Origin of the sequence: Nevskia sp., from assembly GCF_021732705.1 — a bacterium.
GTDB lineage: Bacteria > Pseudomonadota > Gammaproteobacteria > Nevskiales > Nevskiaceae > Nevskia.
The window spans coordinates 133,867-159,914 of record NZ_JAKFUM010000002.1 but is presented as its reverse complement, the minus strand read 5'-3'; the positions used below and the strand labels follow the sequence as shown (position 1 = coordinate 159,914).

Annotated in this window: 25 protein-coding genes; 9 read left to right on the top strand and 16 right to left on the bottom strand. The window is 67.6% G+C overall.

Annotated elements, in window-relative coordinates:
• Nucleotides 1–171: 171 nt before the first annotated feature.
• Nucleotides 172–1,578 carry a PLP-dependent aminotransferase family protein gene (locus QZ951_RS01150; protein ID WP_292997662.1) on the top strand — a complete coding sequence of 469 codons (1,407 nt, stop codon included), beginning with the start codon at nt 172–174 and terminating at the stop codon, nt 1,576–1,578.
• Between the two features lie 4 nt (nt 1,579–1,582).
• Nucleotides 1,583–2,413: a TOBE domain-containing protein gene (locus tag QZ951_RS01145; protein WP_292997660.1), complete on the top strand. Its 831-nt coding sequence runs from the start codon at nt 1,583–1,585 to the stop codon at nt 2,411–2,413.
• A 29-nt stretch (nt 2,414–2,442) separates the two neighbouring features.
• Here QZ951_RS01145 and QZ951_RS01140 read toward each other — a convergent pair whose 3' ends face one another.
• From QZ951_RS01140 to QZ951_RS01120, 5 genes are all read right to left on the bottom strand, one after another.
• Nucleotides 2,443–3,141, bottom strand: a complete 699-nt coding sequence (locus QZ951_RS01140) for an ATP-binding cassette domain-containing protein (RefSeq protein WP_292997658.1) — start codon at nt 3,139–3,141, stop codon at nt 2,443–2,445.
• Nucleotides 3,128–3,847, bottom strand: coding sequence for a molybdate ABC transporter permease subunit (modB, locus tag QZ951_RS01135; RefSeq protein WP_292997656.1), 720 nt, complete (start codon nt 3,845–3,847; stop codon nt 3,128–3,130). Before modB ends, QZ951_RS01140 begins: the two co-directional genes overlap by 14 nt.
• A gap of 19 nt (nt 3,848–3,866) precedes the next feature.
• Nucleotides 3,867–4,643 (bottom strand): molybdate ABC transporter substrate-binding protein, encoded by a 777-nt coding sequence (modA, locus tag QZ951_RS01130; protein WP_292997654.1) that lies wholly within the window; start codon nt 4,641–4,643, stop codon nt 3,867–3,869.
• Nucleotides 4,644–4,752: 109 nt separating this feature from the next.
• Complete coding sequence (locus tag QZ951_RS01125; RefSeq protein WP_292997652.1) at nt 4,753–5,595, bottom strand: SDR family oxidoreductase; 843 nt, start codon at nt 5,593–5,595, stop codon at nt 4,753–4,755.
• Nucleotides 5,592–6,845, bottom strand: coding sequence for an acyl-CoA dehydrogenase family protein (locus tag QZ951_RS01120; protein WP_292997650.1), 1,254 nt, complete (start codon nt 6,843–6,845; stop codon nt 5,592–5,594). The genes QZ951_RS01125 and QZ951_RS01120 overlap by 4 nt, the downstream gene beginning before the upstream one ends.
• A gap of 236 nt (nt 6,846–7,081) precedes the next feature.
• Here QZ951_RS01120 and QZ951_RS01115 point away from each other — a divergent pair, with 236 nt between their 5' ends.
• Both QZ951_RS01115 and QZ951_RS01110 read left to right on the top strand, forming a co-directional pair.
• Complete coding sequence (locus tag QZ951_RS01115) at nt 7,082–8,965, top strand: MFS transporter (RefSeq protein ID WP_292997648.1); 1,884 nt, start codon at nt 7,082–7,084, stop codon at nt 8,963–8,965.
• Nucleotides 8,966–9,009: 44 nt separating this feature from the next.
• On the top strand, nt 9,010–9,648 hold the full coding sequence (locus tag QZ951_RS01110) for a hypothetical protein (RefSeq protein ID WP_292997646.1): 639 nt from the start codon (nt 9,010–9,012) through the stop codon (nt 9,646–9,648).
• Nucleotides 9,649–9,688: 40 nt separating this feature from the next.
• Here the strand turns inward: QZ951_RS01110 and QZ951_RS01105 are convergent, their stop codons facing one another.
• From QZ951_RS01105 to miaB, 7 genes are all read right to left on the bottom strand, one after another.
• Entirely contained in the window at nt 9,689–10,252 is a 564-nt protein-coding gene (locus QZ951_RS01105) for a lipocalin family protein (RefSeq protein WP_292997645.1), read from the bottom strand.
• 89 nt (nt 10,253–10,341) lie between these two features.
• Entirely contained in the window at nt 10,342–10,809 is a 468-nt protein-coding gene (locus tag QZ951_RS01100) for a cytidine deaminase (RefSeq protein WP_292997643.1), read from the bottom strand.
• A 41-nt stretch (nt 10,810–10,850) separates the two neighbouring features.
• Nucleotides 10,851–12,113 carry a DUF4105 domain-containing protein gene (locus tag QZ951_RS01095; protein WP_292997641.1) on the bottom strand — a complete coding sequence of 421 codons (1,263 nt, stop codon included), beginning with the start codon at nt 12,111–12,113 and terminating at the stop codon, nt 10,851–10,853.
• Between the two features lie 68 nt (nt 12,114–12,181).
• Entirely contained in the window at nt 12,182–13,069 is an 888-nt protein-coding gene (locus QZ951_RS01090; RefSeq protein ID WP_292997639.1) for a transporter associated domain-containing protein, read from the bottom strand.
• 198 nt (nt 13,070–13,267) lie between these two features.
• Nucleotides 13,268–13,723 carry an rRNA maturation RNase YbeY gene (gene ybeY / locus QZ951_RS01085; RefSeq protein WP_292997637.1) on the bottom strand — a complete coding sequence of 152 codons (456 nt, stop codon included), beginning with the start codon at nt 13,721–13,723 and terminating at the stop codon, nt 13,268–13,270.
• Between the two features lie 10 nt (nt 13,724–13,733).
• On the bottom strand, nt 13,734–14,780 hold the full coding sequence (locus tag QZ951_RS01080) for a PhoH family protein (RefSeq protein ID WP_292997635.1): 1,047 nt from the start codon (nt 14,778–14,780) through the stop codon (nt 13,734–13,736).
• 9 nt (nt 14,781–14,789) lie between these two features.
• Nucleotides 14,790–16,160: a tRNA (N6-isopentenyl adenosine(37)-C2)-methylthiotransferase MiaB gene (miaB, locus tag QZ951_RS01075; RefSeq protein ID WP_292997633.1), complete on the bottom strand. Its 1,371-nt coding sequence runs from the start codon at nt 16,158–16,160 to the stop codon at nt 14,790–14,792.
• A gap of 270 nt (nt 16,161–16,430) precedes the next feature.
• Between miaB and QZ951_RS01070 the strand changes: the two genes are divergently transcribed.
• A complete protein-coding gene (locus QZ951_RS01070) occupies nt 16,431–16,661 on the top strand; it encodes a hypothetical protein (RefSeq protein ID WP_292997631.1) in 231 nt (76 codons plus the stop codon).
• Nucleotides 16,662–16,767: 106 nt separating this feature from the next.
• On the opposite strand, the gene QZ951_RS01065 is transcribed toward QZ951_RS01070, so the two are convergent.
• On the bottom strand, nt 16,768–18,201 hold the full coding sequence (locus QZ951_RS01065) for an OmpA family protein (RefSeq protein ID WP_292997629.1): 1,434 nt from the start codon (nt 18,199–18,201) through the stop codon (nt 16,768–16,770).
• Between the two features lie 56 nt (nt 18,202–18,257).
• Here QZ951_RS01065 and QZ951_RS01060 point away from each other — a divergent pair, with 56 nt between their 5' ends.
• The 4 genes from QZ951_RS01060 (at nt 18,258) to QZ951_RS01045 (ending at nt 22,303) form a co-directional block, all read left to right on the top strand.
• Complete coding sequence (locus QZ951_RS01060; protein ID WP_292998154.1) at nt 18,258–18,506, top strand: hypothetical protein; 249 nt, start codon at nt 18,258–18,260, stop codon at nt 18,504–18,506.
• A protein-coding gene (gene prfB, locus QZ951_RS01055; protein ID WP_292997627.1) for a peptide chain release factor 2 occupies nt 18,432–19,527 on the top strand; the annotation gives its coding sequence in 2 pieces (ribosomal slippage) (nt 18,432–18,503 and nt 18,505–19,527; 1,095 coding nt in all). The genes QZ951_RS01060 and prfB overlap by 75 nt, the downstream gene beginning before the upstream one ends.
• A gap of 61 nt (nt 19,528–19,588) precedes the next feature.
• The gene (gene lysS, locus QZ951_RS01050) at nt 19,589–21,091 is read left to right on the top strand and encodes a lysine--tRNA ligase (RefSeq protein ID WP_292997625.1); all 1,503 of its coding nucleotides are present in this window, start codon (nt 19,589–19,591) and stop codon (nt 21,089–21,091) included.
• 528 nt (nt 21,092–21,619) lie between these two features.
• On the top strand, nt 21,620–22,303 hold the full coding sequence (locus QZ951_RS01045) for a hypothetical protein (RefSeq protein ID WP_292997623.1): 684 nt from the start codon (nt 21,620–21,622) through the stop codon (nt 22,301–22,303).
• A 98-nt stretch (nt 22,304–22,401) separates the two neighbouring features.
• On the opposite strand, the gene QZ951_RS01040 is transcribed toward QZ951_RS01045, so the two are convergent.
• The 3 genes from QZ951_RS01040 to cysW form a co-directional block, all read right to left on the bottom strand.
• On the bottom strand, nt 22,402–23,844 hold the full coding sequence (locus tag QZ951_RS01040; RefSeq protein ID WP_292997621.1) for an FAD/NAD(P)-binding protein: 1,443 nt from the start codon (nt 23,842–23,844) through the stop codon (nt 22,402–22,404).
• A gap of 79 nt (nt 23,845–23,923) precedes the next feature.
• Complete coding sequence (locus QZ951_RS01035) at nt 23,924–25,075, bottom strand: sulfate/molybdate ABC transporter ATP-binding protein (RefSeq protein ID WP_292997619.1); 1,152 nt, start codon at nt 25,073–25,075, stop codon at nt 23,924–23,926.
• Between the two features lie 88 nt (nt 25,076–25,163).
• A complete protein-coding gene (cysW, locus tag QZ951_RS01030; protein ID WP_366943777.1) occupies nt 25,164–26,027 on the bottom strand; it encodes a sulfate ABC transporter permease subunit CysW in 864 nt (287 codons plus the stop codon).
• Between the last annotated feature and the right edge of the window lie 21 nt (nt 26,028–26,048).

Below are 26,048 nucleotides of genomic sequence, written 5' to 3'. Positions count from 1 at the left end.
TTGGCCGCCCGGCAACGCCGTAGGCGACGGCACCGCGCCAGGCGTCGGTTCGATCCGCCATCTCGCGGCGGCTGCACGTCTCGCGATGGCCCACCGAACTCCAATCCGCAGTTGCCGCTGCCCGTTCCCGGTGCAGCGACTAACGCGGCGCCGCACGACAGGACAGCCACGATGGGCACGACGCCGAACCGCTGGGCCGCGATGATCCGCGCCAGCACCAAGCCGGCATATCTCGCGATTGCCGACGCCATCGCTGAGGACATCGCCGCCGGCCGCCTCGCCGCCGAGCAGCGCCTGCCACCGCTGCGCGCGCTGGCCAAGCATCTCGACCTGAACTTCACCACCGTCTCGCGCGGCTATGCCGAAGCGCAGCGGCGCAAGCTGATCGATTCCCAGGCCGGCCGCGGCACGTTCGTGGTGCCCGCCACGCCGGTGCCGTCGACGGTGGTGCGCTCGCCGGCGGCCGTGGGCCTGATCGACATGACCATGAACATGCCGCCGGAGCCGCAGGAATCGGCGATCCACCAGATGCTGCGCAACGGGCTCGGATCCCTGCGCGAGGTGCCGGACCTGCACGCGCTGCTGCGCTATCAGGAATTCGGCGGCGGTCCGGCGGATCGCGAAGCCGGTGCCCGCTGGCTCGGCGAGCGCATTCCGGCGCTGCCGCCGAATCGCGTGCTGGTGGTGCCCGGCGTGCAGTCGGCACTGCTGTCGCTGTTCAGCGTGCTGGCGCGCGCCGGCGAGACCATCTGCTGCGAATCGGTCACGTATCCCGGCGTGAAGGGCCTCGCGGCCCAGCTTGGCATTCGCCTGATGGGCTTGCCGTGCGACGACGAAGGCATCGATCCGGAAGCCTTCGGCGCCGCCTGCGCCTCGCTGCTGCCGAAGGCGCTGTACTGCAATCCGACGATGCTGAACCCGACCACGGTGACGATGTCGCAGGCGCGTCGCGAAGCGATCGTCGAGATCGCGCGCCGCTATTCGGTACCGATCATCGAGGACGATGCCTACGGATTCCTGCCGAGTGCGCCGCCGACGCCGCTGGCCGTGCTGGCGCCGGAGCTGACCTTTCATGTCACCGGCTTCGCCAAGTGCGTCGGTGCCGGCCTGCGCGTCGGCTATCTCGCGGCGCCGAACACGCGCTACACGGCGCGCCTCGCGTCGAGCCTGCGCACGTCGAGCGTGATGGCGTCGCCGATCACGACGTTCCTCGCCACGCAGTGGATCAACGACGGCACCGTGAAGCAGGCCACCGACGCGATCCGCGACGAGTCGCGCGCGCGGCAGGCGCTGGCCCGGAAGATCCTGCGCCGGGCCGATTTCAAGGCCGATCCGGAAGCGTTCCACCTGTGGCTGAACGTGCCGCCGCCGTGGAACCGCATCGAGTTCTCGACCCATCTGCGCGCCAGCGGCGTCGGTGTCGTGGTGTCCGACGCCTTCACCGTCACCGGTCCGGCGCCGGAAGCGGTGCGGGTCTGCCTCGGCGGCATCTCGACCCGGGAGGAGTGCCTGCATTCGCTGGAGATCATCGAGGACGCACTCGAACAGATTCCGGAAGTCGCCAGCGGCGTGATGTGAGCGCATGACCGATCCGGCACCGATCGTCGTTGGCAGTGCGACCACGGTCGAGCTGCGCGCCGGCGTTTCCACCAGCAAGCGCTGGATGGAACTGCTCGCCGCGATCGGCGAGACCCGCTCGATTTCGGCTGCGGCCCGCGCGGTGCATCTGAGCTACAAGGCGGCCTGGGATGCGGTGGATGCGATGAACAACCTCGCCGATGCGCCGCTGGTGGCGCGGACCAAGGGCGGCAAGGGCGGCGGCGGCACCGTGCTGACCGCGCGCGGGCAGCAACTGGTTGCCACGTTTCGCGCCGTGGAAGCGGAGAACCAGCGCTTCCTGTCGATGATGAATGCCCGCATCGAGAGCGGCGGCGGTCACAAGCAGCAGGACCTGACGATCCTCGGACGACTGACCATGATGACCAGCGCGCGCAACCATTTTTCCGGCACCGTGGTCGCGATCAAGGCCGGTGCGGTCAACGACGAGGTCGAGCTCGAACTGTCCGGCGGCGACCGGATTGCCGCGACCGTCACGCACGAAAGTGCCGAGAACCTCGGCCTGAAACTCGGTTCGCCGGCGGTGGCGCTGGTCAAGGCGTCCTGGGTGATCGTGGCGACCGAAAGCGGCGACGGCCCGCACCTCAAGCTGTCCGCCCGCAATCAGCTGCGCGGCACGGTGCGCCAGATCACGCCGGGCGCGGTCAACACGGAAGTGGTCATCGCGCTCGGTGGCGGCAATTCGGTCGCCGCGATCATCACCAACACCTCGGCGCAGGAACTGGCGCTGGTGGCGGGCATGCCGGCCACCGCGATCTTCAAGGCGTCGAGCGTGATCCTCGGCGTCAGCCTGTAGCGTCGGGCCACGCGCAGCGGTTGCCGCGGTCAGCGCGTGGCACCAGCTCCGGAGAGGCGCCCCGCGTCGACAGTCAGCACGCGATCGGCCAGGAAATCGACCTCCGCCAGCGCATGGCTGACATAGATCATCGGGATGCCCGTCTCGAGCTTGATGCGCTTCAGGAACGGCAGGATCTGCTGCTTCAGGCGGTCATCGAGCGACGATAGCGGCTCGTCCAGCAGCAGCAGGCGCGGCGAGTACAGCAGCGCCCGGCCCAGCGCCACGCGCTGGCGCTCGCCGCCGGAGAGCTGAAGCGGCCGCCGGTCGAGCAGCGGCGCGATGTCGAGCAGTTCGGCGATCTGCCGCAGTTCGTAGCGCCGCGTGCCCGGTTCCAGCCGGCGCCAGCCGTACAGCAGGTTGTCGCGCACGCTCAAATGCGGGAACAGCTGGCCGTCCTGGAACACGAGGCCGAAATGCCGCTGCCACGCCGGAACGAAGCGCTTGTTGGCGGTATCGACCAGCGTGTCGTGGCCGAAGTGCAGACTGCCGTGCTGCGGCTTCAGCAGACCGGCGATCAGCGCCAGCAGCGTGCTCTTGCCGGAGCCGGACGGCCCGCAGATGCCGGTGACGCCGCGGCCGATGGTCGCGGCCGCCTGCACGGTGAAGGCCCCGCGCGTGAAGCGCAGATCGAACGCGAGCTCCGGCGCAGCCTGCTGCGCGGCGGCGACGGACTCAGGCGCGGCCATCGCGCCCCCTCGAATCGAACTGGCCGAGCAGGCGCTCGGTGCGCCGCGTGATCAGGTGGCTCGCGATCAGCGCGACGAAGGCCAGCGCGATCGAGAGCCCCGTCAGCCGCATCGCCGCCGCTTCGCCGCCCGGCACGTGGGTGTAGCTGTAGATCGCGAGCGGCAGGGTCCGGGTTTCGCCAGGAATGTTGCCGACGAAGGCCATCGTCGCGCCGAATTCGCCGAGGCTGCGCGAGAACGTCAGCAAGGTGCCGGCGATGATGCCGGGGGCGGCGAGCGGCAGCGTCACCGTCGCGAACACCCGCCACGGTCGCGCGCCGAGCGTGCTCGCGGCCTGTTCGAGGCGCTGGTCGATCATCCGGAACGCCAGCTTGACCGGCTGCACCATCAGCGGAAACGCCATCACCGCCGAGGCCAGCACCGCGCCTTTCCAGGTGAACGCCAGCACGATGCCGAACGTCGCTTCCAGCCAGTGCCCGACCGGCCCCTGCGTGCCGAGCAGCAGCAACAGCAGATAGCCGGGCACGACCGGCGGCAACACCATCGGCAACTGCACGAGCGCGTCGACCAGCAGCTTGCCGGGAAAATCGCGACGCGCCAGCCACCACGCCAGCGCGATGCCGGACGGCAGGCAGATCAGCGTGGCGAAAAAGGCGACACGGGTCGACAGGGCCAGCGCCTGCCATTCCTCGGGAGTCAGGTTCATTGCGTGATCGGAACCCGGGTCACGGCTGCGCGAGCACGGCGAAACCGTGGCGCCGGAACGTGGCGGCCGCCGCTGGCGAGGTCCTGAGATACGTCAGGAAGGCGACGGCTTCCGGGCGCGCGCCGGCGATCAGCGCGAACGGGTAGACGATCGGCGAGTGGCTCGCGGACGGAAAAGTCGCCAGCACGTCGACCTTGTCGCTGATCGCGGCATCGGTGGCGTAGACAATGCCGACCGGGCATTCGCCGCGTTCGACGAAGGCGAGCGCGGTGCGCACGTCGTCGGTGCCGACGATCCGGCCTTGCAGCGCTTGCCACCAGCCGAGTGCTTCGAGGCTTTGCCTGGCATAGATGCCGACCGGCACCACGCCGGGCTCGCCGGTGCAGAGCTTGCCGGTGAAGGCGCCGGCGATGTCGAAGCCGGTGTCCATCTTCACGGAGAATGCGCGGCCTTTCGGCGCGATCAGCACCAGCGTGTTACCGAGCATGTTGATCCGCGAGCCGGTGGCAACCTTGCCCCTCTGCGCGACGTGCTCCATCCACATCTGATCGGCGGATGCGAAGACATCGGCCGGCGCGCCGGCGGCAATCTGCCGCGCCAGCGCCGAACTCGCGCCATACGCGAGGCTCGGCGTTCGGTGACCCGCATCGGCCCACTGCTTGCCGATGTCGTTCAGGGCGTTGGTCAGGCTGGCGGCCGCGAACACGCGCACCGCGTCTTCGGCCTCCGTGCGGGCTGCCGTGACGACCAGCAGGGCGAAGCCGATCAGGCGGGCAGCGCGGGCAATCCGGAACATGGCGGCGAGGCTTCAGTCAATACGATATGTAGCGTCATATATATCGACTGACGCGTCAATGCGGAGCCGCGCGCCGCTGCTCGGCGGCTCGCGGTACCGGTGGGGTTGATCAGGCCTTGTGGGCGTCCGCTGACGGCACCGGCGCAGCGGGCCGCTTCTTCATCATCTTCGCCATCTGCCGCCGCATCGCCGCGGCATAGACCTGGAACGGCACGGCGCGCTTGAACAGCCAGATGCGCTTTTCGCGCGGATGCGTCAGCACGTGGAAATCGCCCTTGGCGACGCTGGCCTTGACCAGTGCCGCGATCTCGTCGGCACCGATCTTCGACTTGTTGACCAGCTTCTTGGTGATTGCCGCCATGTCGCTGTTGGCGGTGCGCACCGATTCGGCGAGGTTGGTCCGGAAGAACGCCGGGCAGACGACACTGACCTTGATGCCGTGCGGGAACAGCTCGGCCTGCAGGGTTTCGCTGAGCGCGACGACCGCTGCCTTGGTCGCGTTGTAGGCCGACATCATCGGCGGATGGATCAGCCCCGCCATCGATGCGACGTTGACCAGATGGCCGCTGCCCTGCGCCTTCATCATCGGCGCGAACACCTTGCAGCCGCGCACGACCCCGAGCAGGTTGATGTCGACCATCCAGTGCCAGTCGGCCATCGGCATCTCGTCGATGCCGCCGGCATCGGCGACGCCGGCGTTGTTGAACACCAGATCGACGCCGCCCCAATGGGTCTGCAGCCACGCGGCGGCGGCTTCGAGATCGGCTTCCTTCGTGACATCGCATGGCAGGTAATGCGCGGTGGCGCCCATCGCATCGAGAGCGGCCAGGGTTTCGCTGCCCCGCATCGCGTTGACGTCGCCGATGCAGACCTTCGCGCCATCGCGGGCATAGGCTTCGGCCAGTGCGCGGCCGAGGCCTGAGGCACCGCCGGTGATGAAGACGCGGGTCATGACTGGCTCTCCTTGAGCTTGGCCAGACGGCTGCCGTACTTGGCCAGCTCGACCTTCGCGATCATGCCGCGATGCACCTCGTCCGGGCCGTCGGCCAGGCGCAGCACGCGGGCCTGCGCGAACAGCATCGGCAGGATCGTTTCGTAGGCCACGCCGGCACCGCCGTGGATCTGGATCGCCGCGTCCACCACGTTCTGAAGCACGTTCGGGGCGACGACCTTGATCGCCGAGATTTCGGTCAGCGCGGCCAGCGCGCCGACCTTGTCGATCTTCCACGCGGCATACAGGGTCAGCAGGCGCGCCTGATCGATGGCGATGCGCAGGTCGGCAATCCGCTCGCGGTTGCCGCCGAGATTGATCAGCGGCTTGCCGAAGGCGACACGATCGAGCCCACGTTCGATCAGCAGCTGCAGCGCACGTTCGGCGGCGCCGAGGCAGCGCATGCAATGGTGGATGCGGCCCGGCCCGAGGCGACCCTGCGCAATCTCGAAGCCCTTGCCGACGCCCTTGATGATGGCCGACACCGGCAGCCGCACGTTGTCGAAATGCACTTCGCCGTGACCCGCCGGCGGATCGTATTCGCCGAACACCGGCAGCATCCGCTTGATCGTGACGCCGGGTGTGTCGAGCGGCACCAGCACCATCGAATGCTGGCTGTGACGGGCCGATTCCGGCTCCGACAGGCCCATGAAGATCGCGACCTTGCAGTTCGGGTGGCCGATGCCGGACGACCACCACTTCTTGCCGTTCAGCACCACCTCGTTGCCTTCGACGATCGCCGTGGCGCGCATGTTGGTGGCGTCGGATGAGGCGACATCGGGCTCGGTCATGCAGAACGCGGAGCGGACCTCACCCGCCAGCAGCGGCTTGAGCCAGGTCGCCTTCTGCTCGGCGCTGCCGTACTTGTAGAGCACCTCCATGTTGCCGGTGTCCGGGGCCGAGCAATTGAACACTTCCGGCGCCAGCAGGCTGCGGCCCATTTCCTCGGCCAGGGTCGCGTATTCGACATGGCTCAGGCCGCCGCCCAGTTCCTCGTCCGGCAGGAACAGGTTCCACAGGCCCTGCGCCTTGGCTTCGGCTTTCAATGCCTCGAATTCGGGGCTGACCGTCCACTGCGTCCAGTCGCCGCCGACCTTGCGCTCGGCGATCTCGCGCAAATGCTGCTCCTCCACCGGCAGGACGCGATCCTTGATGAAGGCGCGAATGCGGCGCAGCAGGTCCTGCGTGCGCGGGCTGGGCGAGAAATCCATGGGCGTGATCCGTTCATGTTGCGATTGCGAGGGCGACACGATAGCGCGTCGATGGCGGTACGTCGGCTTACCGATCGACATCCGCACGGATTCGTTCGGGCCGCGATGCGGAGCGCGCCGATCGACCCGCACATCGGCTCGCCGCGTCGTTCGGGCCGATCCGGCCCTACGGTGGCTGTCTGGCCGCGACAGAGGCTTCATGCCACGCTTCGGCCGTCTTCAGGACGAGACCCCGCATGCAAGAGCACCCGCGCGAAAACCTGCTCGGCACCCGCCGATTCGGCCCGTTCTTCTGGACCCAGACACTCGGCGCGTTCAACGACAACGTGTTCAAGAATGCGCTGGTGATTCTGGTCAGCTTCGGCATCGCCGGCCTGAGCCAGGATCAGATCAACCTGTACGTGAACCTCGCCGCCGGCCTGTTCATCCTGCCGTTCTTCCTGTTCTCCGCCACGGCCGGGCAACTGGCTGAAAAGCATGAGAAATCGCAGCTGATCCGGTGGATCAAGCTGGCCGAGATCGGCATCATGCTGCTCGGCGTCGTCGGCCTGTATCTCGGCCACGTGCCGTTCCTGCTCGCCGTGCTGTTCCTGATGGGTGCGCAGGCGGCGGTGTTCGGGCCGGTGAAGTATTCGATCCTGCCGCAGGCGCTGCACCCGTCCGAGCTGATCACCGGCAACGCCTGGGTCGAGGCGGCAACGTTCCTCGCAATCCTGCTTGGCACCATGCTCGGCGGCTGGCTGATCGCGCAGTCGTTCGGGCTGGCCGGCGTCAGCGCGGTGGTCGTGGGCGTGGCGGTTCTCGGGTACGTGGCGGCTCGCGCGATTCCGGACGCGCCGGCGGCCGCGCCGGCACTCGAGATCAACTGGAACGCGTTCACCGAAACCGGCCGCAACATCGCGTTCCTGCGCGGCAATCGTACGGTGTTCCTGTCGGTGCTCGGCATCTCGTGGTTCTGGTTCTACGGCGCGACGTTCCTCGCGCAACTGCCGAACTGGACCAAGCTGAATCTCGGCGGCAACGAGGAAGTGGTGACCGTGCTGCTGACGGTGTTCTCGTTCGGCATCGGCCTCGGTTCGCTGCTGTGCGAGCGGCTGTCCGGCCACAAGGTCGAGATCGGGTTGGTGCCGCTCGGTTCGATCGGCCTGTCGCTGTTCGGCATCGATCTGTACTTCGCAGCGCCCGGCAATGCGACGGCGACGGGGCTGGGTGCTGCCGCGTGGCTGGCGCAGCCCGGCAGTGTGCGACTGCTGATCGACCTGACCCTGATCGGCGTGTCCGGCGGCCTGTTCATCGTGCCGCTGTACGCGCTGATCCAGACGCGGTCGGAAGCCAGCCACCGCTCGCGGATCATCGCCGGCAACAACATCCTGAATGCGGCGTTCATGGTCGCGTCGGCGATCCTTGCGATCGTGCTGTTGAAGGCCGGCCTGAACATCCCGCAGCTGTTTCTGGCGGCAGCGATCCTGAACGCCGGGGTCGCGGTCTTCATCTACGGCCTCGTGCCGGAATTCCTGATGCGGTTCATGGCGTGGATGCTGATCCGCGTGCTGTATCGCATCCGCGTGTCGGGCCTCGAGAACATTCCGGAAGAAGGGCCGGCGATCGTCGTCTGCAACCATGTGTCGTTCGTCGATGCGCTGATCGTCGGCGGCAGCGTGCGCCGGCCGCTGCGCTTCGTGATGTACCACAAGATCTTCAAGGTGCCGGTGATGAACTTCATGTTCCGCACCGCGCGCGCGATCCCGATTGCGCCGTTCAAGGAAGACCCGGTGATGCTCGAACGCGCCTACGAAGAAATCGACCGGGCGCTGAAGAACGGCGAGATCATCGGCCTGTTCCCGGAAGGCGGCCTGACGCCGGATGGCGACATCCAGCCATTCAAGCCGGGCATCGAGAAGATCCTCGCCCGGACGCCGGTGCCGGTCGTGCCGCTCGCCGTGCGCGGACTGTGGGGCAGCATGTGGTCGCGCCTCGACACGCGGATGCGCCGCGCGCGCCTGCCGCGCCGGTTCCGGGCGGAGATCGAACTGGTCGGCGACGCGCCGATTGCGCCGGACGGATTGACCGCCGCCGCGCTCGAAGCCAAGGTGCGGGCGATGCGCGGCACGCGCGGCTGAGGGTCGCGCCGGAATTTCACGGGACGAGCGGGGTCCAAATAGACATGAACGCCATAACCCAGCGACTGACGGCGGCCGGGCTGCTGATGCTCGCGGCCTGCGCCCCGTCATCGGCCATCGCCGCCGACGGCACCATCTACCGCTGCCACGCGCTCGACAATTCGCCGATCTTCCAGGACCAGCCCTGCGCGAAATCGCCGGGCACCCGCGAAGCGCGCGATGGCCGAGAAGGCGAGGTCGTGCCGAACGCGCCGCCGCCGGCGGAGGATGGCGCGGCGGTCAGCGCCCGCTACCAGCGCTTTCTCGATCAGAAGTCCGCCGAGCGCCGCGAGCAGGCGGCCGCTGATGACGCCGAGGCCGCACGCCTGCGGGCACAAACCGAATCACAGGCCGCCACCGCCGCGCTGAGCCCGGCGCTGCCCCCGCGTCGCGCCGACTGCGAGGCCTATGACGGTGACGGCCGCTGCATCGTGCTCGAACCTGCCTATCCGGTGTTCGTGCCGTTCCGCCCCCGCAATGATCGCGGGCCGTACCTGCCGCCCGGCTCCGGCTACAACGGCAATGTCCCGAGCAAGCCGGTAGTCAATCCTGGCCTCAATCCGGGCGTGCCAACCGGCCCGCGTCCGCCACGACCGCCGCCGCGTGTGCCGCGCGATGTGCGGGCGGAGATTCTGGCGAACTGAGCCGGGGTGGGGCGATGGTTGCTCGGAACCGCTCAGCTGCTCACGGCCACTGCTGCGGCACACGCTTGACCTTCGACAGGTCGTAGCCCATTGCGGCGATGCGGTCGAGATGGCGCTGGTAGTCGGCATCGCTCATCTGTGGTTTGCGCGCCAGCAGCCAGACCAGATCGCGCTTGTTGCGGGCGATGACCACGCTGGAATAGTCGTCGGCCAGTTCGGTGATCAGGTATTCGCCCTTGAACGGCCAGATGAACTGCATGCCCCATTCGGCGTTGCCGGTGCCGGGCACGACGAAGCCTTTCGGCTGGTACTTCTTTGGCTTGCCGTCGAAGCCGCCATCGCGGAACGTGAAGGTGGTGGCGACGGTTCCGTCTTCGTTGAGCTTGTAGCTTTCGATCTGGTTGTAGCCGTCCTTGTCGATGAAGGTCGGCGTGTAGGCGATCACGTACCAGTCGCCCATGAAGCGCGGCAGGTCGACGTTGGCAGCCGTCTGGATCGGCGGTCGCGCCGGCGAGCCGGCGCAGGCGGACAGCAGCGCGGCAGTGAACGCGGTCAGCAGCAGCGGACGCAGGCGCGTTCGGGAAGCGGGGAAGCTCGGGGTCATCGGGGGATCTCGTAGCGGGAAAGGATTACCGCTTGGACCGATGCTGCGCTCAGCCGTTCGCGCAGTCTGCTCGACGGCGACCGCAGGCTTCAGCCAGCACCGAACGCCAGCGGCAGCAGCGCCTTCGCCGTGGTGCGGCGGACGCGGTTGGAGCCATCCATCGACATCATCAGCACGTCGAGATCACGCCCGCACAGGCCGACGGCTTCGGCGAGGATCTGGCGGCAGCGGCCGCACGGCGCGATGAAGGCGCCGATGTCGGCGCCATCGAGATCGCCGTCGGCAAAGATCGCGACGGCGGTCAGCTCGCGCAAGCGGCCCTGGGCGCTGGCGGTGGCGATCATCACCGTCTCCGCGCACAGGCTCAGGCCGAACGAGGCGTTCTCGAAGTTGGCGCCGACCACGGTCTCGCCGCTGGCGTAGCGCCCAGCCGCACCGACATGGAACTTCGAGTAAGGCGCATGGGCGTTCGCGGCGACGGCGCGGGCGGCGGCGATCAGCGCGCGGTCAGTTTCCGGCAACTGGTCCAGCAGGGATTCGGTGCAGGCGATCGTCATGGTCGGCTCGGGCGGAAGGTGCGGGGGCGGGGCAACGCGGTTCAGAACTCGTCGTCCGGCCGCTTCGCTCGCGCGAAGATCAGGGCGATGGCGGCGTGCACCGGCAACACCAGCAGCGCCCAGTGCAGGTTCGACTGCGCCATGCCCGGCAGTTCCCGCAGCAGCAGCGCCGCCAGCGCGATGATGACGATCACGAGGGCCACACGCCGCGTGAACAGCGCCGGCCGCCAGCGCAGGCGCGGGTACATCAGCAGCGCCGGCAGCAGCAGCAGGCACAGCGGGTTGATCAGCAGCAGGCTTTCGTTGCGCCAGCCGGCCCAGTGCTCGGTAAAGCCCCACAGCGCAGCGAGAATCGCGCCGCCGGCTCCGCACAGCAGGACGAAGGTCGACGCGATCAGCATGAACGCCCAGCGGGCGGTGGCCAGCGCGCGGACTTGCGACAGGCCGATCAGGATCGCGGCGAGCAGCAGGCCCAGCATCAGGAACTGCAGGCGCAGGTCCGGCGCTCGGTCCGGCGGGTCATGCGCGGTGCTGCCGTTCAGCAGGCGCACTTCGTGGCCGACCAAGGCCAAGGTGCGACCGCCGGCGTCGCTGACGGTCGACGTGCGCAGCGCCTGCATCAGCACCAGCGGCGCGAAGCTCTGCTGCCAGAGATCGATCGGCTGATCGGCGGTCGGGCCGAGCGCCAGATCCATCGCCGCCATCAGCAGCGCATCGGGCGAAATCAGCCGCGTGGCTTCGCTGCGATAGGTCGCCGATGTCGCGCGGCCCTGCAGCTGCGACTTCAGCTGGCCGCCCATCGCATAGTCCAGCGCATCGCGCACGCGGGTCGAGCAGTTCGACAGGAAATAGTCGTAGCGATAGTTCGTGTTGTCCGGCAGCACGTTCCATTCGAGATAGTCGCGCAGCAGGCCGACCTGTCGGGCATCGAGATTCAGCCGCTGCTCGACCGCCCAGCGACCCTCGGCCTGATAGCCGACGAGATCGTTCTGCAGATGGTTTGGCACCACGCGATAGACCATGTGGCCGCGCGCGAAGTTGGCGAAGAAGTTCGGCGCGCCGAAATCGAAGATGCCGTAGTTGAACGTGATCGCGGTGCCGGTGGCGGCTTCCCGCAGCAGCAACGCGTTGTGGCCGAAGCGCTGCCAGTACGCAGTGCCGGGCTGGAACGTGACGATGCTGGCGGTCAGGTTCTCGGCCGGGAGGTTGCTCGGCGCGAACGGCGCCGCGGCGAGCTGCAGCGGCACCAGCACGAACAGCCATGCGGCCAGCGCCGCCTTCCGGAGCCGGGCGGGCCAGCTCATCACGAGACACGACAGGCGCGGCAGCATCCTTACGATCCGATCCGGGGTCAGGTGGGTGGAGACAACGCTCAAGTCTGCGACAGCATCACCTGCAGCAGATGCACGCGACGGCTGTCGGCCCGCTGCACATTGAACTGGAAACGGTCGATCTGGATGCTTTCGCCACGGCGCGGCATGTGACCCAGCTCGTGCATGACGAGGCCACCGACGGTGTCGAAATCCTCGTCCGAGAACTCGGCATTGAAGTAGCGGTTGAACTCGTCGATCGGCGTCAGGCCCTGCACCAGGAAGCGGCGATCGTCCTGCTTCTGGATCTGCGCGCTTTCGGATTCGTCGTGCTCGTCGTCGATCTCGCCGACGATCTGCTCGAGCACGTCCTCGATCGTGACCAGGCCGGCGACGCCGCCGTACTCGTCGGCGACCAGCGCCATGTGATTGCGACTCTTGCGGAAGTCCTTCAGCAGCACGTTGACGCGCTTGGATTCCGGCACGAACGCCACCGGCCGCAGCCAGCGGTTCAAATCGAACGTCTCGACATCGGACGAGGTGAAGCGCAGCAGGTCCTTCGCCAGCAGGATGCCGATGATCTCGTCGCGCGAATCGCCGATCACCGGAAAGCGCGAGTGACCCGCGTCGACCACTTCGCGCAGCAGCTGCTCCAGCGGCCAGTCGCGCTCGACCACCACCATCTGCGCGCGCGGCACCATGATGTCGCGCACCTGCAATTGTCCGGTCTCGAACACACCGCGGATCATCGACGCGGCATCGGCGTCGACCAACCCGGATTCGTGGGCCCCGTCGAGCAGGTCGTTCAGGTCCTCGCGGGTGCGCGGGCCACCGGCCAGACGCTGGGTCAGGCGCCGCCACCAGCTGGCGGGGCCGGCATCGTGGTCGCGTTCGGTGTGCGGGCTACTGGGGCCGTCGTTCATAAAGCAGAAGGTGATACCAAGAACCATGCCGAACGCCGCGGTGCAGCGGCCGCGTTCGGCGGAGAGCGTCGTGGCGCGCAACGGACCGGGCCGCGCGCGCTCTGGAGGGTTGACGAAGTCTAGCGCAAACGGTTTGCGCTTCCGTGGCGCTGCCGAACAGCGCTTTTCCGAGGCTTTGTGGCGGCTTGCGTCGGCCTGCGAGGGGCTTTGCGGCGGCTGGCGCCGTCAGTACGGATCCGGAAAGCCGAGCCCGGCGAGGATCGTGCGCTCCTCGGCTTCCATTTCCTCGGCTTCGGCGTCGTCGAGATGATCGCGACCCAGCAGGTGCAGCACGCCATGCACGACCATGTGCGCCCAGTGCGCGCGCGGGTCCTTGCCCTGCTCGTCGGCCTCGCGTGCCACCACGGGCGCGCAGATTGCCAGATCGCCCAGCGGCGGGCCGTCTTCGGTTTCCTCGAAGCCCTCGGCGTCGTACGGGAACGACAGCACGTTGGTCGGGTAGTCCTTGCCGCGATAGCGGCTGTTGAGCTGCGCGCTTTCGGCTTCGTCGACGATGCGGATCGTCAGCTCGCCGTGGGTATGCCCGAGCGCGGCGAGCGCCCACTCGCGCAGCGCGGCCGGTGCCGGCACGCCGGCCGGCGGCACCCGGCGCTGAATCGTGATGTTGTGGCTGACGCTCATTCCCTGAATCTCAGCGGTAGTCCTTGGAAGCCCGTTCGCTGGCCTCGTAATCCTCGTAGGCGCGAACGATGGTCTGCACCAGCGGATGACGCACGACATCGCTCGATCCGAACTGGGTGAAGCCGATTTCGCCGACGCCGCGCAGCACGTTCATCGCGTGTGTCAGGCCGGACGGCACATGCTTCGGCAGGTCGATCTGGGTGACGTCGCCGGTGACCACGGCCACCGATCCGAAGCCGAGGCGCGTCAGGAACATCTTCATCTGCTCGACCGTGGTGTTCTGCGCCTCGTCGAGAATCACGAAGGCTTCGTTCAAGGTGCGGCCGCGCATGAACGCGAGCGGCGCAACCTCGATCACGCTGCGCTCGATCAGCCGCGCCACCTTCTCGAAGCCGAGCATTTCGTACAGCGCGTCGTACAGCGGGCGCAGATAGGGATCGATCTTCTGCGCCATGTCGCCCGGCAGGAAGCCGAGCTTCTCGCCAGCCTCGACCGCCGGACGCACCAGGACCAGCTTGCGCACGCGATCGCGTTCCAGCGCCTCGACGGCGCTGGCGACCGCCAGATAGGTCTTGCCGGTACCGGCCGGGCCGATGCCGAAGCTCAGCACGTTGTTCGCGATGTCGGCCAGGTAGGCCTTCTGCAGCGCCGAGCGGCCGCGCACCACGCCGCGCTTGGTGCGAATCACCACGTCGTCGCCATGGCGGGCGCCGGGGATCGCGCTCAGGCGGTTGCGCGGCGAGAACTCGCGCAAGGTCATGTGCACGTGTTCGGCGTCGATCGGGCCGTCTTCGGTCTGCTCGTACAGCGCCTGCAGCGCCGCTTCGCCGGCGTCGGCCTCGTCTTCCGGGCCGATCACGACATAGCGATTGCCGCGATTGCGGATCTCGATGCCGAGGCCGACTTCGAGCGAACGCAGGTGCGAGTCGAACGCGCCGTTCAGATTGGCGATGCGAAGGGCATCGTCCGGTTCCAGCGTGAAGTCGCGGCGCGAGATCGCGACCGGATCCGCTTGGCTCAGGCTCGGCGTGTTCAATTCGTAGGGGGTCTTGTTCAAGAGGCCAGTTCAGGACATCAGGGCGGCGTCGGCAACGACGATGTCGCCACGCAGGGAATTGGTCAGGCTGTCGGTCACGCGCACCTCGACGAACTGGCCGATCAGTCGTTCGCCGCCGATCGCCGGGCCATCGAAATTGATCGCGCGGTTGCACGGCGTCTTGCCGGTGAGCTGGCCGTTGCCACGGCGCGAGGCACCGGTGACCAGCACCGACTGCACGGTGCCGACGAGGCGTGCGGCGAAGGCATCGCCATGGGCACGAACCGCGGCCTGCACCCGTTCGAGCCGCGCCTGCTTGACGTCGGCCGGCACGCTGTCGCGCAGGTTCGCGGCCGGGGTTCCCGGGCGCGGCGAGTAGACGAACGAGAACGCGGCGTCGAACTTCGCGAGCTGGATCAGCTGCATCGTCTGCTCGAAGTCGTCGTCGGTCTCGCCCGGGAAGCCGACGATGAGATCGGTCGACAGGCTGATCGTCGGACGCAGCTTGCGCAGGCGCGTGATCTTCTGCAGGTACTCGGCCTGCGTGTAGCCGCGCTTCATCATCGCCAGGATGCGGTCGGAACCGCTCTGCACCGGCAGATGAAGCTGGTTGTCGAGTTGGGGGATCGCGCCGTAGGCCTCGATCAGCGCATCGGTGAAATGCGCCGGGTGCGAGGTCGTGTAGCGCACGCGGCCCAGGCCGTCGAAGCGGGCGAGGATGTGCAGCAGCAGTGCCAGATCGCAGCGGCCACCGTCGCCCATCGCCCCGTTGTAGGCATTGACGTTCTGGCCGAGCAGGGTGATCTCGCGCACGCCCTGCGCGAGCAGCGCATCGACTTCGGCCAACACGTCGTCGAGCGGGCGGGAGATTTCCTCGCCACGCGTGTACGGCACGATGCAGAACGTGCAGTACTTCGAGCAGCCTTCCATGATCGAGACATAGGCGGTGACGCCTTCGGCGCGCGGTTCCGGCAGGCGGTCGAACTTCTCGATTTCCGGGAAGCGCACGTCGATCGCCGGGCGCTGCGTGCGCTGCGTCTGGTCGATCAGCTCCGGCAGCCGGTGCAGCGTCTGCGGGCCGAACACCAGATCCACGGCCGGTGCGCGCCGGATGATGGCATCGCCTTCCTGACTGGCGACACAGCCGCCGACGCCGACCATGCGGCCCGGCTTCGCGGCCTTCCAGGCTTTCAGCTTGCCGAGGTCGGAGAACACTTTCTCCGACGCCTTTTCGCGCACCGAGCAGGTGTTCAGCAGCACGAGGTCGGCGTCGTCGAGTTCCTGCGTCTGCTCATAGCCGCGCGCAGCCTTCAGCACGTCCGCCATCTTCGACGAGTCGTACTCGTTCATCTGGCAGCCAAACGTCTTGATGAAGACCTTGGAGGGCGGGGTCGTGCTCATGGCGAAGCGGGGAGGGAAGGGCGTGATTATAGCGAACGGGGGCCGGGCACCCGTTTGCGCCGCCAAAGGGGTTCGCGGCGCTGTCCCCGGACAGATCCGCCGTGACCGCGGACACTCGGCTCACGCAAGTGACTGGCGTCACGAAAATTTCTGCGAATCGCTTTAATCCGGCGGGCACTTCCGCCGCATCCAAAACGTGCCGACAACAGAAGCGGCGCACGACACGACCACCCTGGCCCGGGACTTCGGGCCCTCCGACCGAGAGACGCCATGACCACCATCCGCAACCGCCTCACCAGCCACGGTGAAAACCCGATCCTGCTCTATGCCGCCGCCGTCACCGCGGCGGTGGCCTTCCACATGTCGTTCGCACTGGCGCTGATCAAGGCCGGCACCGACGGCGAAAACGTCTACGCAAGCCAGGATGCGGCGCCGGCGCGCCTGGTCGCCGATCTCGGCACCCTGCCGACGATCCACGTCTACGGCCGTCGCGCGGGCTGATCGCTCGGCCATGAAAAAGCCCCGCATCAGGCGACTGATGCGGGGCCGGTGACTCTGCAGCGGCGACATCGGCGATCCGTTGCCGGATCGCCCGCTGCGTCAGGACTCAGTTCGCCGGCGTTTCCGCCGGCGCTTCGGCCGGGGCTTCGGCCGAAGCATCCGCCGGCGCTGCATCGGCCGGTGCGACTTCTTCCGGCGCTGCCTCGGCCGGCGCGGCATCCTCCGGCGCCGCGTCCGCAGGTGCGGCCTCTGCCGCAGCATCCGCAGGTGCTGCATCCGCTGCCTGGGCATCGGCCGGGGCTGCATCGGCGGCTGGCGCATCGGCCGGCGCCGCTTCGGCGGGGGCGGCGTCCGCCGGTGCGTCGGCCGGGGCGGCCTCGGCCGCCGGTTCAGCCGGCGCCGCCTCGGCAGTCGCTTCCGGAGCCGCCGCCGCGCTGCCGTCGTCTGTGATCGTCAGTTCGACGCGACGGTTGATTTCGCGGCCTTCGTCGGTCGCGTTGTCGGCAATCGGCTTCGATTCGCCGAAGCCCTTGCTGGTCAGGCGGCCGGCCTCGACACCGCGGCTCACCAGGTACTGCATGACCGATGCGGCGCGGGCATCGGACAGCTTCTGGTTGTAGGCGTCGCTGCCCTTCGAGTCGGTGTGACCGTCGACTTCGACCTTGATGCCCGGACGCGCGATCAGCGCATCGGCCACCGGATCCAGCAGCGCCTTCGCGTTCAGGGTCAGGTTGGCCTTGTTGAACTCGAAGTTCACGCCACGCAGCACGATGGTGTCGCCTTCCTTGCAGCCGTCGAGGTTGATCGGCTGGCCCGGAACCGGCGGCTCGCACGGCGGAGCGGCGGCCGGGGCTTCCGGTGCGGCTTCAGCCGGGGCTTCCTCGACCGGCACAACGGCGACTTCCTCGGTCGGCGCGACCGGAGCCGGCGAGCTGCGGCCGCCCAGCGGAATGCGGAAGCCGAGGTTGAACACCACGTCCTGGAAATACTGGTTGTTGCCGGTACCGACCTGGTCGGTGCCGTGGGCGTCATGGCGGTACAGCGCCTGGGCGCGCAGCGCGATGCCCGGTGCGAACGGACCGAACGACGAGCTGGTCAGCACGAAGTCGTAGCCGATGCCGGCGTCGAACACGGTGCTGGTGTAGTCCGGACGCAGGCCCGGCGAATCCTTGCCCTGACCGCGCGCCACGCCGAGGTGGAAATGCAGGCCACCGAAGATCGGCGACGACGAGAACGGGAACAGGTTCGCGGCACCGCCGGCGCCGTACAGGCGCGCGTCCGGCACGCTGCCCTTCGACTGGTAGTTGGTGTAGAAGCCGAGCAGTTCGAGTTCCAGCGCATCGGTGAAACGCTTGCCGACGGCGATGCTGCCGCCGTAGCCGTTGTCGCCGCCCCGATTGTTGTCGGCGATGGTGTAGGAACCCAGCGGCGCGACATAGAAGCGACGGTCGCCAGCATCAGCGTTGGCGGCGGTGGCAGTCACCCCCGTGCCCATGGCGACCAGCAGCAGGCCATAGGGTCGGATGCGGAAGTTGTTCATCGGGTCCCCTGCGATTTTGTTGACAATTTTGTAGGAAGGCGGTGCCGCACACGGCAATGCCGCGACTTTTTCGCGAAGCGGTTTTTATCACGCGCCTCGCATGGCGGACAACTGTTCAAGTTGCGGGGCCAGACTTCCGGCCGGCCAAGGGCCTGCGGCGCGAAAACCTGAAAATGACCGCCTGCGCGCCCTTGACTATACTGCGCGCCCCTCAACTTCCCGGTTTCATCGTGGAAATCAATCCGATCAAGAGCGAGATCACAGCCCTGCAGGAGCGTTTCGACGCCCTGCGGGGCTATCTTTGACTACGACGTCAAGCGCGAGCGCCTCGACGAAGTCATCAAGGAACTCGAACAGAACGACGTCTGGGACAACCCGGAGCGGGCCCAGGCACTCGGCAAGGAGCGCGGCGCGCTCGAACAGATTCTGGAGCCGATCGACAAGGCCACGTCCGGCCTCGCCGATGCCCTTGAACTGCTGCTGATGGCGGCCGACGAGGGCGACGAGGCGACGGTGGCGTCGATTTCCCGCGAAGTCGACAGTTTCCGCGCCAGCGCCGAGGACATGGAGTTCAAGCGCATGTTCGCCGGCGAGGCCGACGCGAACAACGCCTTCCTCGACATCCAGGCCGGCGCCGGCGGCACCGAAGCGCAGGATTGGGCCTCGATGCTGCTGCGCATGTACACGCGCTGGGCCGAGGGCAAGGGCTTCAAGGTCGAACTGCTGGAACTGAGCGATGGCGACGTCGCCGGCATCAAGTCGGCCGCGCTGCAGATCGAGGGCGCGTACGCCTACGGCTGGCTGCGCACCGAAACCGGCGTGCACCGTCTGGTCCGCAAGTCGCCGTTCGATTCCGGCAACCGCCGCCATACGAGTTTCGCCGGCGTCTACGTCTCGCCCGAAATCGACGACAAGATCGAGATCGACATCAACCCGGCGGACCTGAAGGTCGACACTTTCCGTTCGTCCGGTGCCGGCGGCCAGCACGTCAACAAGACCGAATCGGCGATCCGCATCACGCACGTGCCGTCCGGCATCATCGTGGCCTGCCAGACCCAGCGCAGCCAGCACAAGAATCGCGACGCCGCGATGAAAATGTTGCGTTCGCGGCTGTTCGACCGCGAAATGCAGAAACGCAACGCCGAAAAGCAGAAAGTGGAGGACTCCAAGAGCGACATCGAATGGGGTCACCAGATCCGTTCGTACGTGCTCGACCAGTCCCGGATCAAGGACCTGCGCACCGGCGTCGAAATCGCCGACACGCAGAAAGTGCTCGACGGGCATCTCGATCCGTACATCGAAGCGAGCCTGAAGTCCGGGCTGTAAAGCACCGGACGCCGTTCGCGGCGTCATCCCCTGTTCAGCTGCACGAGTTTCACCCCCCCCCATGACCGACGACCAGAAGCCGCAGGACGAGAATCACATCATTGCGACGCGCCGCGAAAAGCTCGAAAAGCTCCGCGCGGCCGGTCAGGCGTTTCCGAACGGCTACCGCCGCGATACGCTGGCCGACGAACTCCATAACCGCTACGGCGCGCTGGCCGAAACCGCCGAGGTCGAAGCCGCGAGCGGCCGCCATGTGCTGGCCGGCCGCCTGATCGCGAAGCGCGTGATGGGCAAGGCCAGCTTTGCCCAGATCCAGGACATGAGCGGCCGCGTCCAGGCGTTCGTGCAGACCGATGCCGTCGGCGCCGAACGCTATGCCGAGTTCAAGACTTGGGACGTCGGCGACATCATCGGGGTGGCCGGCACGATGTTCCGGACCAAGACCGGCGAGCTGTCGGTGAAGGCCGATGCGATCGAACTGCTGGTCAAGACCGTGCGGCCGCTGCCGGAGAAGTGGGCGGGGCTCACCGATACCGAAATTCGCTACCGCCAGCGCTACGTCGATCTGATCGTCAATCCGGAGGTGCGGCGCACGTTCCAGATTCGCGCCGGCACCGTGCGCACGATCCGTGCGCATCTCGATGCGCTGGGCTTCGTCGAGGTCGAGACGCCGATGCTGCAGCCGATCGCCGGCGGCGCCACCGCGCGCCCGTTCGTGACCCATCACAACGCGCTCGACCGTGACCTGTTCCTGCGCATCGCGCCGGAGCTGTACCTGAAGCGGCTGGTCGTCGGCGGCTTCGAGCGGGTCTATGAGATCAACCGCAACTTCCGCAACGAAGGCCTGAGCACCCGGCACAACCCCGAATTCACGATGCTGGAGTTCTATCAGGCCTACGCCGACTACATCGAGGCGATGGATCTGGTCGAAGCGCTGATCCGTGAATCGGCCCGTGCCACGCTCGGGACGACGCAGCTGAGCTATCAGGGCGTGGAATTCGACCTGTCGCAGCCATTCCGCCGCGTGTCGATGACCGACGCCGTGGCCGAACGCAATCCGGACCTCGACCGCAGCCGTCTGGCCGATCGCGAATACCTCGCCGAAGCCTGCCGCGTACTGCACGTGCCGGTGAAGCCGGACATGGGTGCCGGCAAGCTCCTGACCGAGCTGTTCGAGAAGACGGTCGAAGGCAACCTGATCCAGCCGACCTTCATCACCGAATACCCGACCGAGGTCTCGCCGCTGGCGCGTCGCTCCGACAGCAACCCGGACGTCACCGATCGCTTCGAGTTCTTCGTCGGCGGCCGCGAAGTCGCCAACGGCTTCTCCGAGCTGAATGACCCGGACGATCAGGCCGAACGCTTCAGGAAGCAGGTCGAAGCCAAGGACGCCGGCGACATCGAGGCGATGCACTTTGATGCCGACTACATTCGCGCCCTCGAATACGGTCTGCCGCCGACGGCCGGCGTCGGCATCGGCATCGACCGTCTGGTCATGTTCCTGACCGACTCGCCGTCGATCCGCGACGTGCTGCTTTTCCCGCAGATGCGTCCGGAAGCCTGAGCCGAGCGCGGCGAACGGAAAAAGCGCGCGGGGCCCCAGCCCCACGCGCTCGCCCGGCAGGAAGTGCCACTGGCACTTCCTGAAATCCCGGGCTCGCTTCCGCAGATGCGTCCGGAAGCCTGAGCCGCGCGCGGCGAACGGAAAAAGCGCGCGGGGCCCCAGCCCCACGCGCTCGCCCGGCAGGAAGTGCCACTGGCACTTTCTGAAATCCCGGGCTCGCTTCCGCAGATGCGTCCGGAAGCCTGAGCCGAGCGCGGCGAACGGAAAAAGTGCGCGGGGCCCCAGCCCCACGCGCTCGCCCGGCAGGAAGTGCCACTGGCACTTCCTGAAATCCCGGGCTCGCTTCCGCAGATGCGTCCGGAAGCCTGAGCCGAGCGCGGCGAACGGAAAAAGTGCGCGGGGCCCCAAGCCCCACGCGCTTGTCCGGCATGAAGTGCCAAGCGTCACCTGCATCGCAGTCGAGGCCCGCCGGCGATTGCCGGCCTGACGTCGACCGGCGCAGCATCCGCACGTCGTTCGGCATAAGGAGTGTGCGCGATGAAGCTGCGGAAACCGTGGGTTCTCAGGTTGGGTGGCTTGGCCCTGATCGCGGCTGCCGACGCGCTGCCACCGGCGGCGCCCGAAATGCTCGCGCCTGAGACCACTGTCCATCCCGCCGACGTGCCGAGCGCCGACGGTTGGCTGGGGTTCTACCGGCTCGACAACCATCGGTTTGCGCTTCGCCCGGTCACGGTCGAGGCGCAGGCGGTCGATGGCGACCTCTACTTCGGCGAGGGCTCCGGCCAGTCGCTGTTCAAGATCGTCGCGAAGGGCGCCATCAAGCCGGCCTATGTCCTTCGCAACGTGCCGGGACTGTCTCCGCATGGCTTCACCGGCCGCGGCCTGACCGAGCACGCGGATGGCCGACACAGCACGCTTTCGCTGCCGTCGAATCTGGCGATCGTCGATACCTGTGTATCGCGCGAGGACGGTCCGCCCACCTGCCGGGTCGGGGTTGCAGACCGCACGCCGATGGCGGATGACGTGGCGTCGCGACGCCCGGAAGCGTATGCGGCGATCTGGGTCGGCGATGCCGACGGCGACGGTCGCGACGACTACCTGATCGAGCACCACGGCGAGCTCAGCTACACCGTGCTGTGCCTGTCCAGCGCCGCCGGGGCCGATCGGCGGGCGCAAGAAGTGAGTCGTTGGCGGCATCCGGACTACTGCTGATCGATCGCGCGACGCCGGCGTCGGTAGCCGACGCGACGGTCATCGGCCGGCCGGTGTCACGCAGACGCGACGATCATCGGATCGCCGCGTGCCGGGTTTCAGGGCTGCGAGCGCAGCTCCAGCTTCCGTACGGCGCGGTCCACGGTGACGCTCGGCAGTTCCGCCAGCATCCGGTGCGCCAGCGCTTGCGCCTGAACGCGGATTTCCGGCACCGCGGTGGTTTCCCAGAGCTGGCCCTTGCGTGACGGGCCCAGCGTGTACAGCCAGCGCGAAACCTCGCCGGTGGTCGCTCGCAGCGCGCCGTGATCGTCGGTGTTCAGGCCGAGGCCGAGGGCATCGGCTTCGATCAGCCCCTGTTCGCGCAGATCGCGCACCAGCGGATGGTTCAGACGGCGGTAGTTCGATTCCGGGCCCGTGCAGTTGATCACGCGCTGCACCGTGCGGGTCACGAGCTTTTCGGTGCCGCGGGGCTGCAGCAGCACGTTGACGCTGTCCGCGGTTTCCTCGAAGCCGAGCAGGCGTGCCGCCATCGTCTGCAGGCGGCCGGCGCGCATCAGTTCGTAGACGGTTTCGACGACCTTGGGTGCGGCGCGGTGGCGATGGATTTCCCAGTACGGGCGGACGTGGCGCAGGAAGCGCCGCTGCTCGGCGGCCGGCAGGCGCTGCCACAGGCGCTGCGTATACGGGCGCAGGCTGTCGATCACGCCGCGCCAGTCGCCGCCTTTCGCCTCGGCAGCCTCGATTTCGCTGCGCAGGCGTTTCAGCAGCAGCGATACGCGCGGCGGCAGGCTCAACGGGTCGAAACTCAGGTGATGGGCCGGCGCGGCGCGATGCAGTTGCGGCATCAGGCCGCGACGCGACACCACATGTACCTGACCGCGATGACCGCGATCGCGCAGTGCGGCGAGCCAGTCCAGGGTGGTCAGGCCGGAACCGATCAGCAGCACCGAATCGTCGCGCTGGATCGACAGCAGGCCCTGGGTCGACCAGGCATGGCCCTGATAGCGGGCGCTCGAATAGAACGTGGCATCGCTGATCGGCGGATCGGCCGGCCCCGGATTGCCGAGCGCCAGCACCACCTGCTGCACGTTCAGCGTGGCGCCGGTCTTCAACCGCAGGCGGGTGCCGGCCTCGGTGCGGCGCAGGCCCAGCACCTCGTCCGCGCGCTGTTCCAGGCTCACGCCGCGGCGGGCGGTGCTGCGCGCCTGCTCCAGAATCGACTGGACGTAGGCGCCGTACAGCCGGCGCGGCACGAATTCGGTGGTGCCGACCGGGTGGCACGGGCTGTACGTCGTGTTCAGCCAGTTCAGGAAATGGTCCGGCTCGGCCGGAAACGCGCTCATGGCCTCGGCGCGCACGTTCAGCAGATGGCATTCCGGCTGATCGCGATAGGCGACGCCGCGCCCCGGTTCGTCATGACGTTCGATCAGCACGATGCGCAGCGGCGTCACGGCCGTCCGCAGCAGGTGCACCGCGATCATCGTGCCGCTGAATCCGCCGCCGATGATCGCGATCACCGGTTTGCTTGCCTGATTGCCCATCCCTGACGACTCCCTGCTGTTCGCTCAAGTCTAAGCAAACAGCAGGCCGTCCTTGGTGAAAGTTTTCGGTAGCTGGCGGTCAACGACCGCGCGAACGGCTTTCCACCACCGTGTGGGAGGTCCCAAGACCCGGCGTCGTCGCCGCCGGGGCCTGCGAGGCGGTGCCATTGGCCGGGGTGCCGACCGCGAACACGCTGAAGTGCGCGGGCCGCACGCTGATCGTGTCGCCAGCGCCCCAGACCTGCATTTCCGGGTCCGGGTTCGGAATCTCGATCTCGATGCCGTGGCCGCCAGCGGCCAGCGTGATGGTCAGGCGGATCAGCACGCCGGTGCGCTGGGTTTCCACGACAGTGCCGGCGAGTCCGGCCGGGTCGGAGTGGACCACGCGGAAATCGTCCGGTCTTGCGTACAGGTCGACCGGGCCCAGGAGCGGGCCGCTGTACGAGTCAAGCGGCGCGGTCGCGCCATCGAGGTAGACGTGGCCATCGCGCACGACCGCTGGCAGCACGTTCGGCGAGCCGAGGAAATCGAACACGAACGGCGTCTGCGGATAGTCATAGACCTGATCGGTCGAGCCGACCTGCTCGATCCGGCCGCGGCTCATCACGACGACGCGATCGGCCAGTTCCAGCGCTTCTTCCTGATCGTGCGTGACGAAGATCGTGGTGTAGCCGGTTTCGCGGTGCAGCTTGCGCAGCCAGCGCCGCAGGTCCTTGCGAACCTTGGCATCGAGCGCGCCGAACGGCTCGTCGAGCAAGAGCACGCGCGGCTCGATCGCCAGCGCGCGGGCCAGCGCCACGCGCTGCTTCTGGCCGCCGGACAGCTGCGCCGGATAGCGCTTTTCGAGGCCGCCGAGCTGCACCAGTTCCAGCAGGTCGCCGACGCGCTTGGCGATCTCGGACGTCGACGGACGCTCGTGCTTGGGACGCACGGTGAGACCGAACGCGACGTTGTCGAACACCGTCATGTGCTTGAACAGCGCGTACTGCTGGAACACGAAGCCGACCTTGCGATCCTGCACGGTCAGCGAAGTGGCATCGATGTCGCCGAACAGCACCTGACCGGCATCGAGCGGCTCCAGGCCGGCGATCGCGCGCAACAGGGTGGTCTTGCCCGAGCCCGATGGTCCGAGCAGCGCCAGCAGTTCGCCGGATTCGATGTCGAGATCGATGCCGCGCAGCGCGTGGAAGCTGCCGTAGTGCTTGTGAACGGCGCGAATCTTGATGTCCATGGGCTCGTGAGGCAGGAAGCGTCAGATGGGAGTCGGAACGCGGTGGAGAACGGTGTTTCGTGATTCTCCGCCGAAGCGGGACGGCGCGTCAGTGGCGGCGCGAGGCGGCAAGCTGGTCGGCGTAGCGCCACTCGAGGAACGACTTGGCGGCCAAGGTCACCATGGCCAGCATCGCCAGCAGCGAGGCCACGGCGAACGCGGCAACGAACTCGTACTCGTTGTACAGAATCTCGATGTGCAGCGGCATGGTGTTGGTCAGCCCGCGAATGTGGCCGGACACGACACTGACCGCGCCGAACTCGCCCATCGCGCGGGCATTGCACAGCAGCACGCCGTACAGCAGGCCCCACTTGATGTTCGGCAGGGTGACCCGGGTGAAGGTCTGCCAGCCGGTGGCGCCCAGGCTCAGCGCCGCCTGCTCGTCTTCCGTGCCCTGTTCCTGCATCAGCGGAATCAGCTCGCGGGCGATGAACGGGAAGGTCACGAAGATCGTCGCCAGCACGATGCCGGGGACGGCGAACAGCACCTTGCCGACGTGGTCGCCGAACCACGGCTGGGCCCAGCCCTGCGCGCCGAAGATCAGCACATAGATCAGGCCGGCCACGACCGGCGACACCGAGAACGGCAGATCGATCAGGGTGATCAGCAACTGCTTGCCGCGGAACTCGAACTTGGTGATCGCCCAGGCCGCGCACAACCCGAACACGAGGTTCAGCGGCACCGCGATGGCTGCGGCGAGCAGCGTCAGCTTGATCGCCGCGATGGTGTCGGAATCGCTGAAGGCGTCGAAGAACGGCCCGAAGCCCTTGCGCAGCGCTTCGACGAACACCGACAGCAGCGGCAGCATCAGGAACAGGCTCAGGAAGGCCACGCCGATGGCGATCAGGAGCCAGCGGACCCACGTCGCTTCGGTGACGACCGAGTTGGTCTGCTTCAGTGGCTCGAACGGAATCGGGGCCGGGTCGGCGGGCGC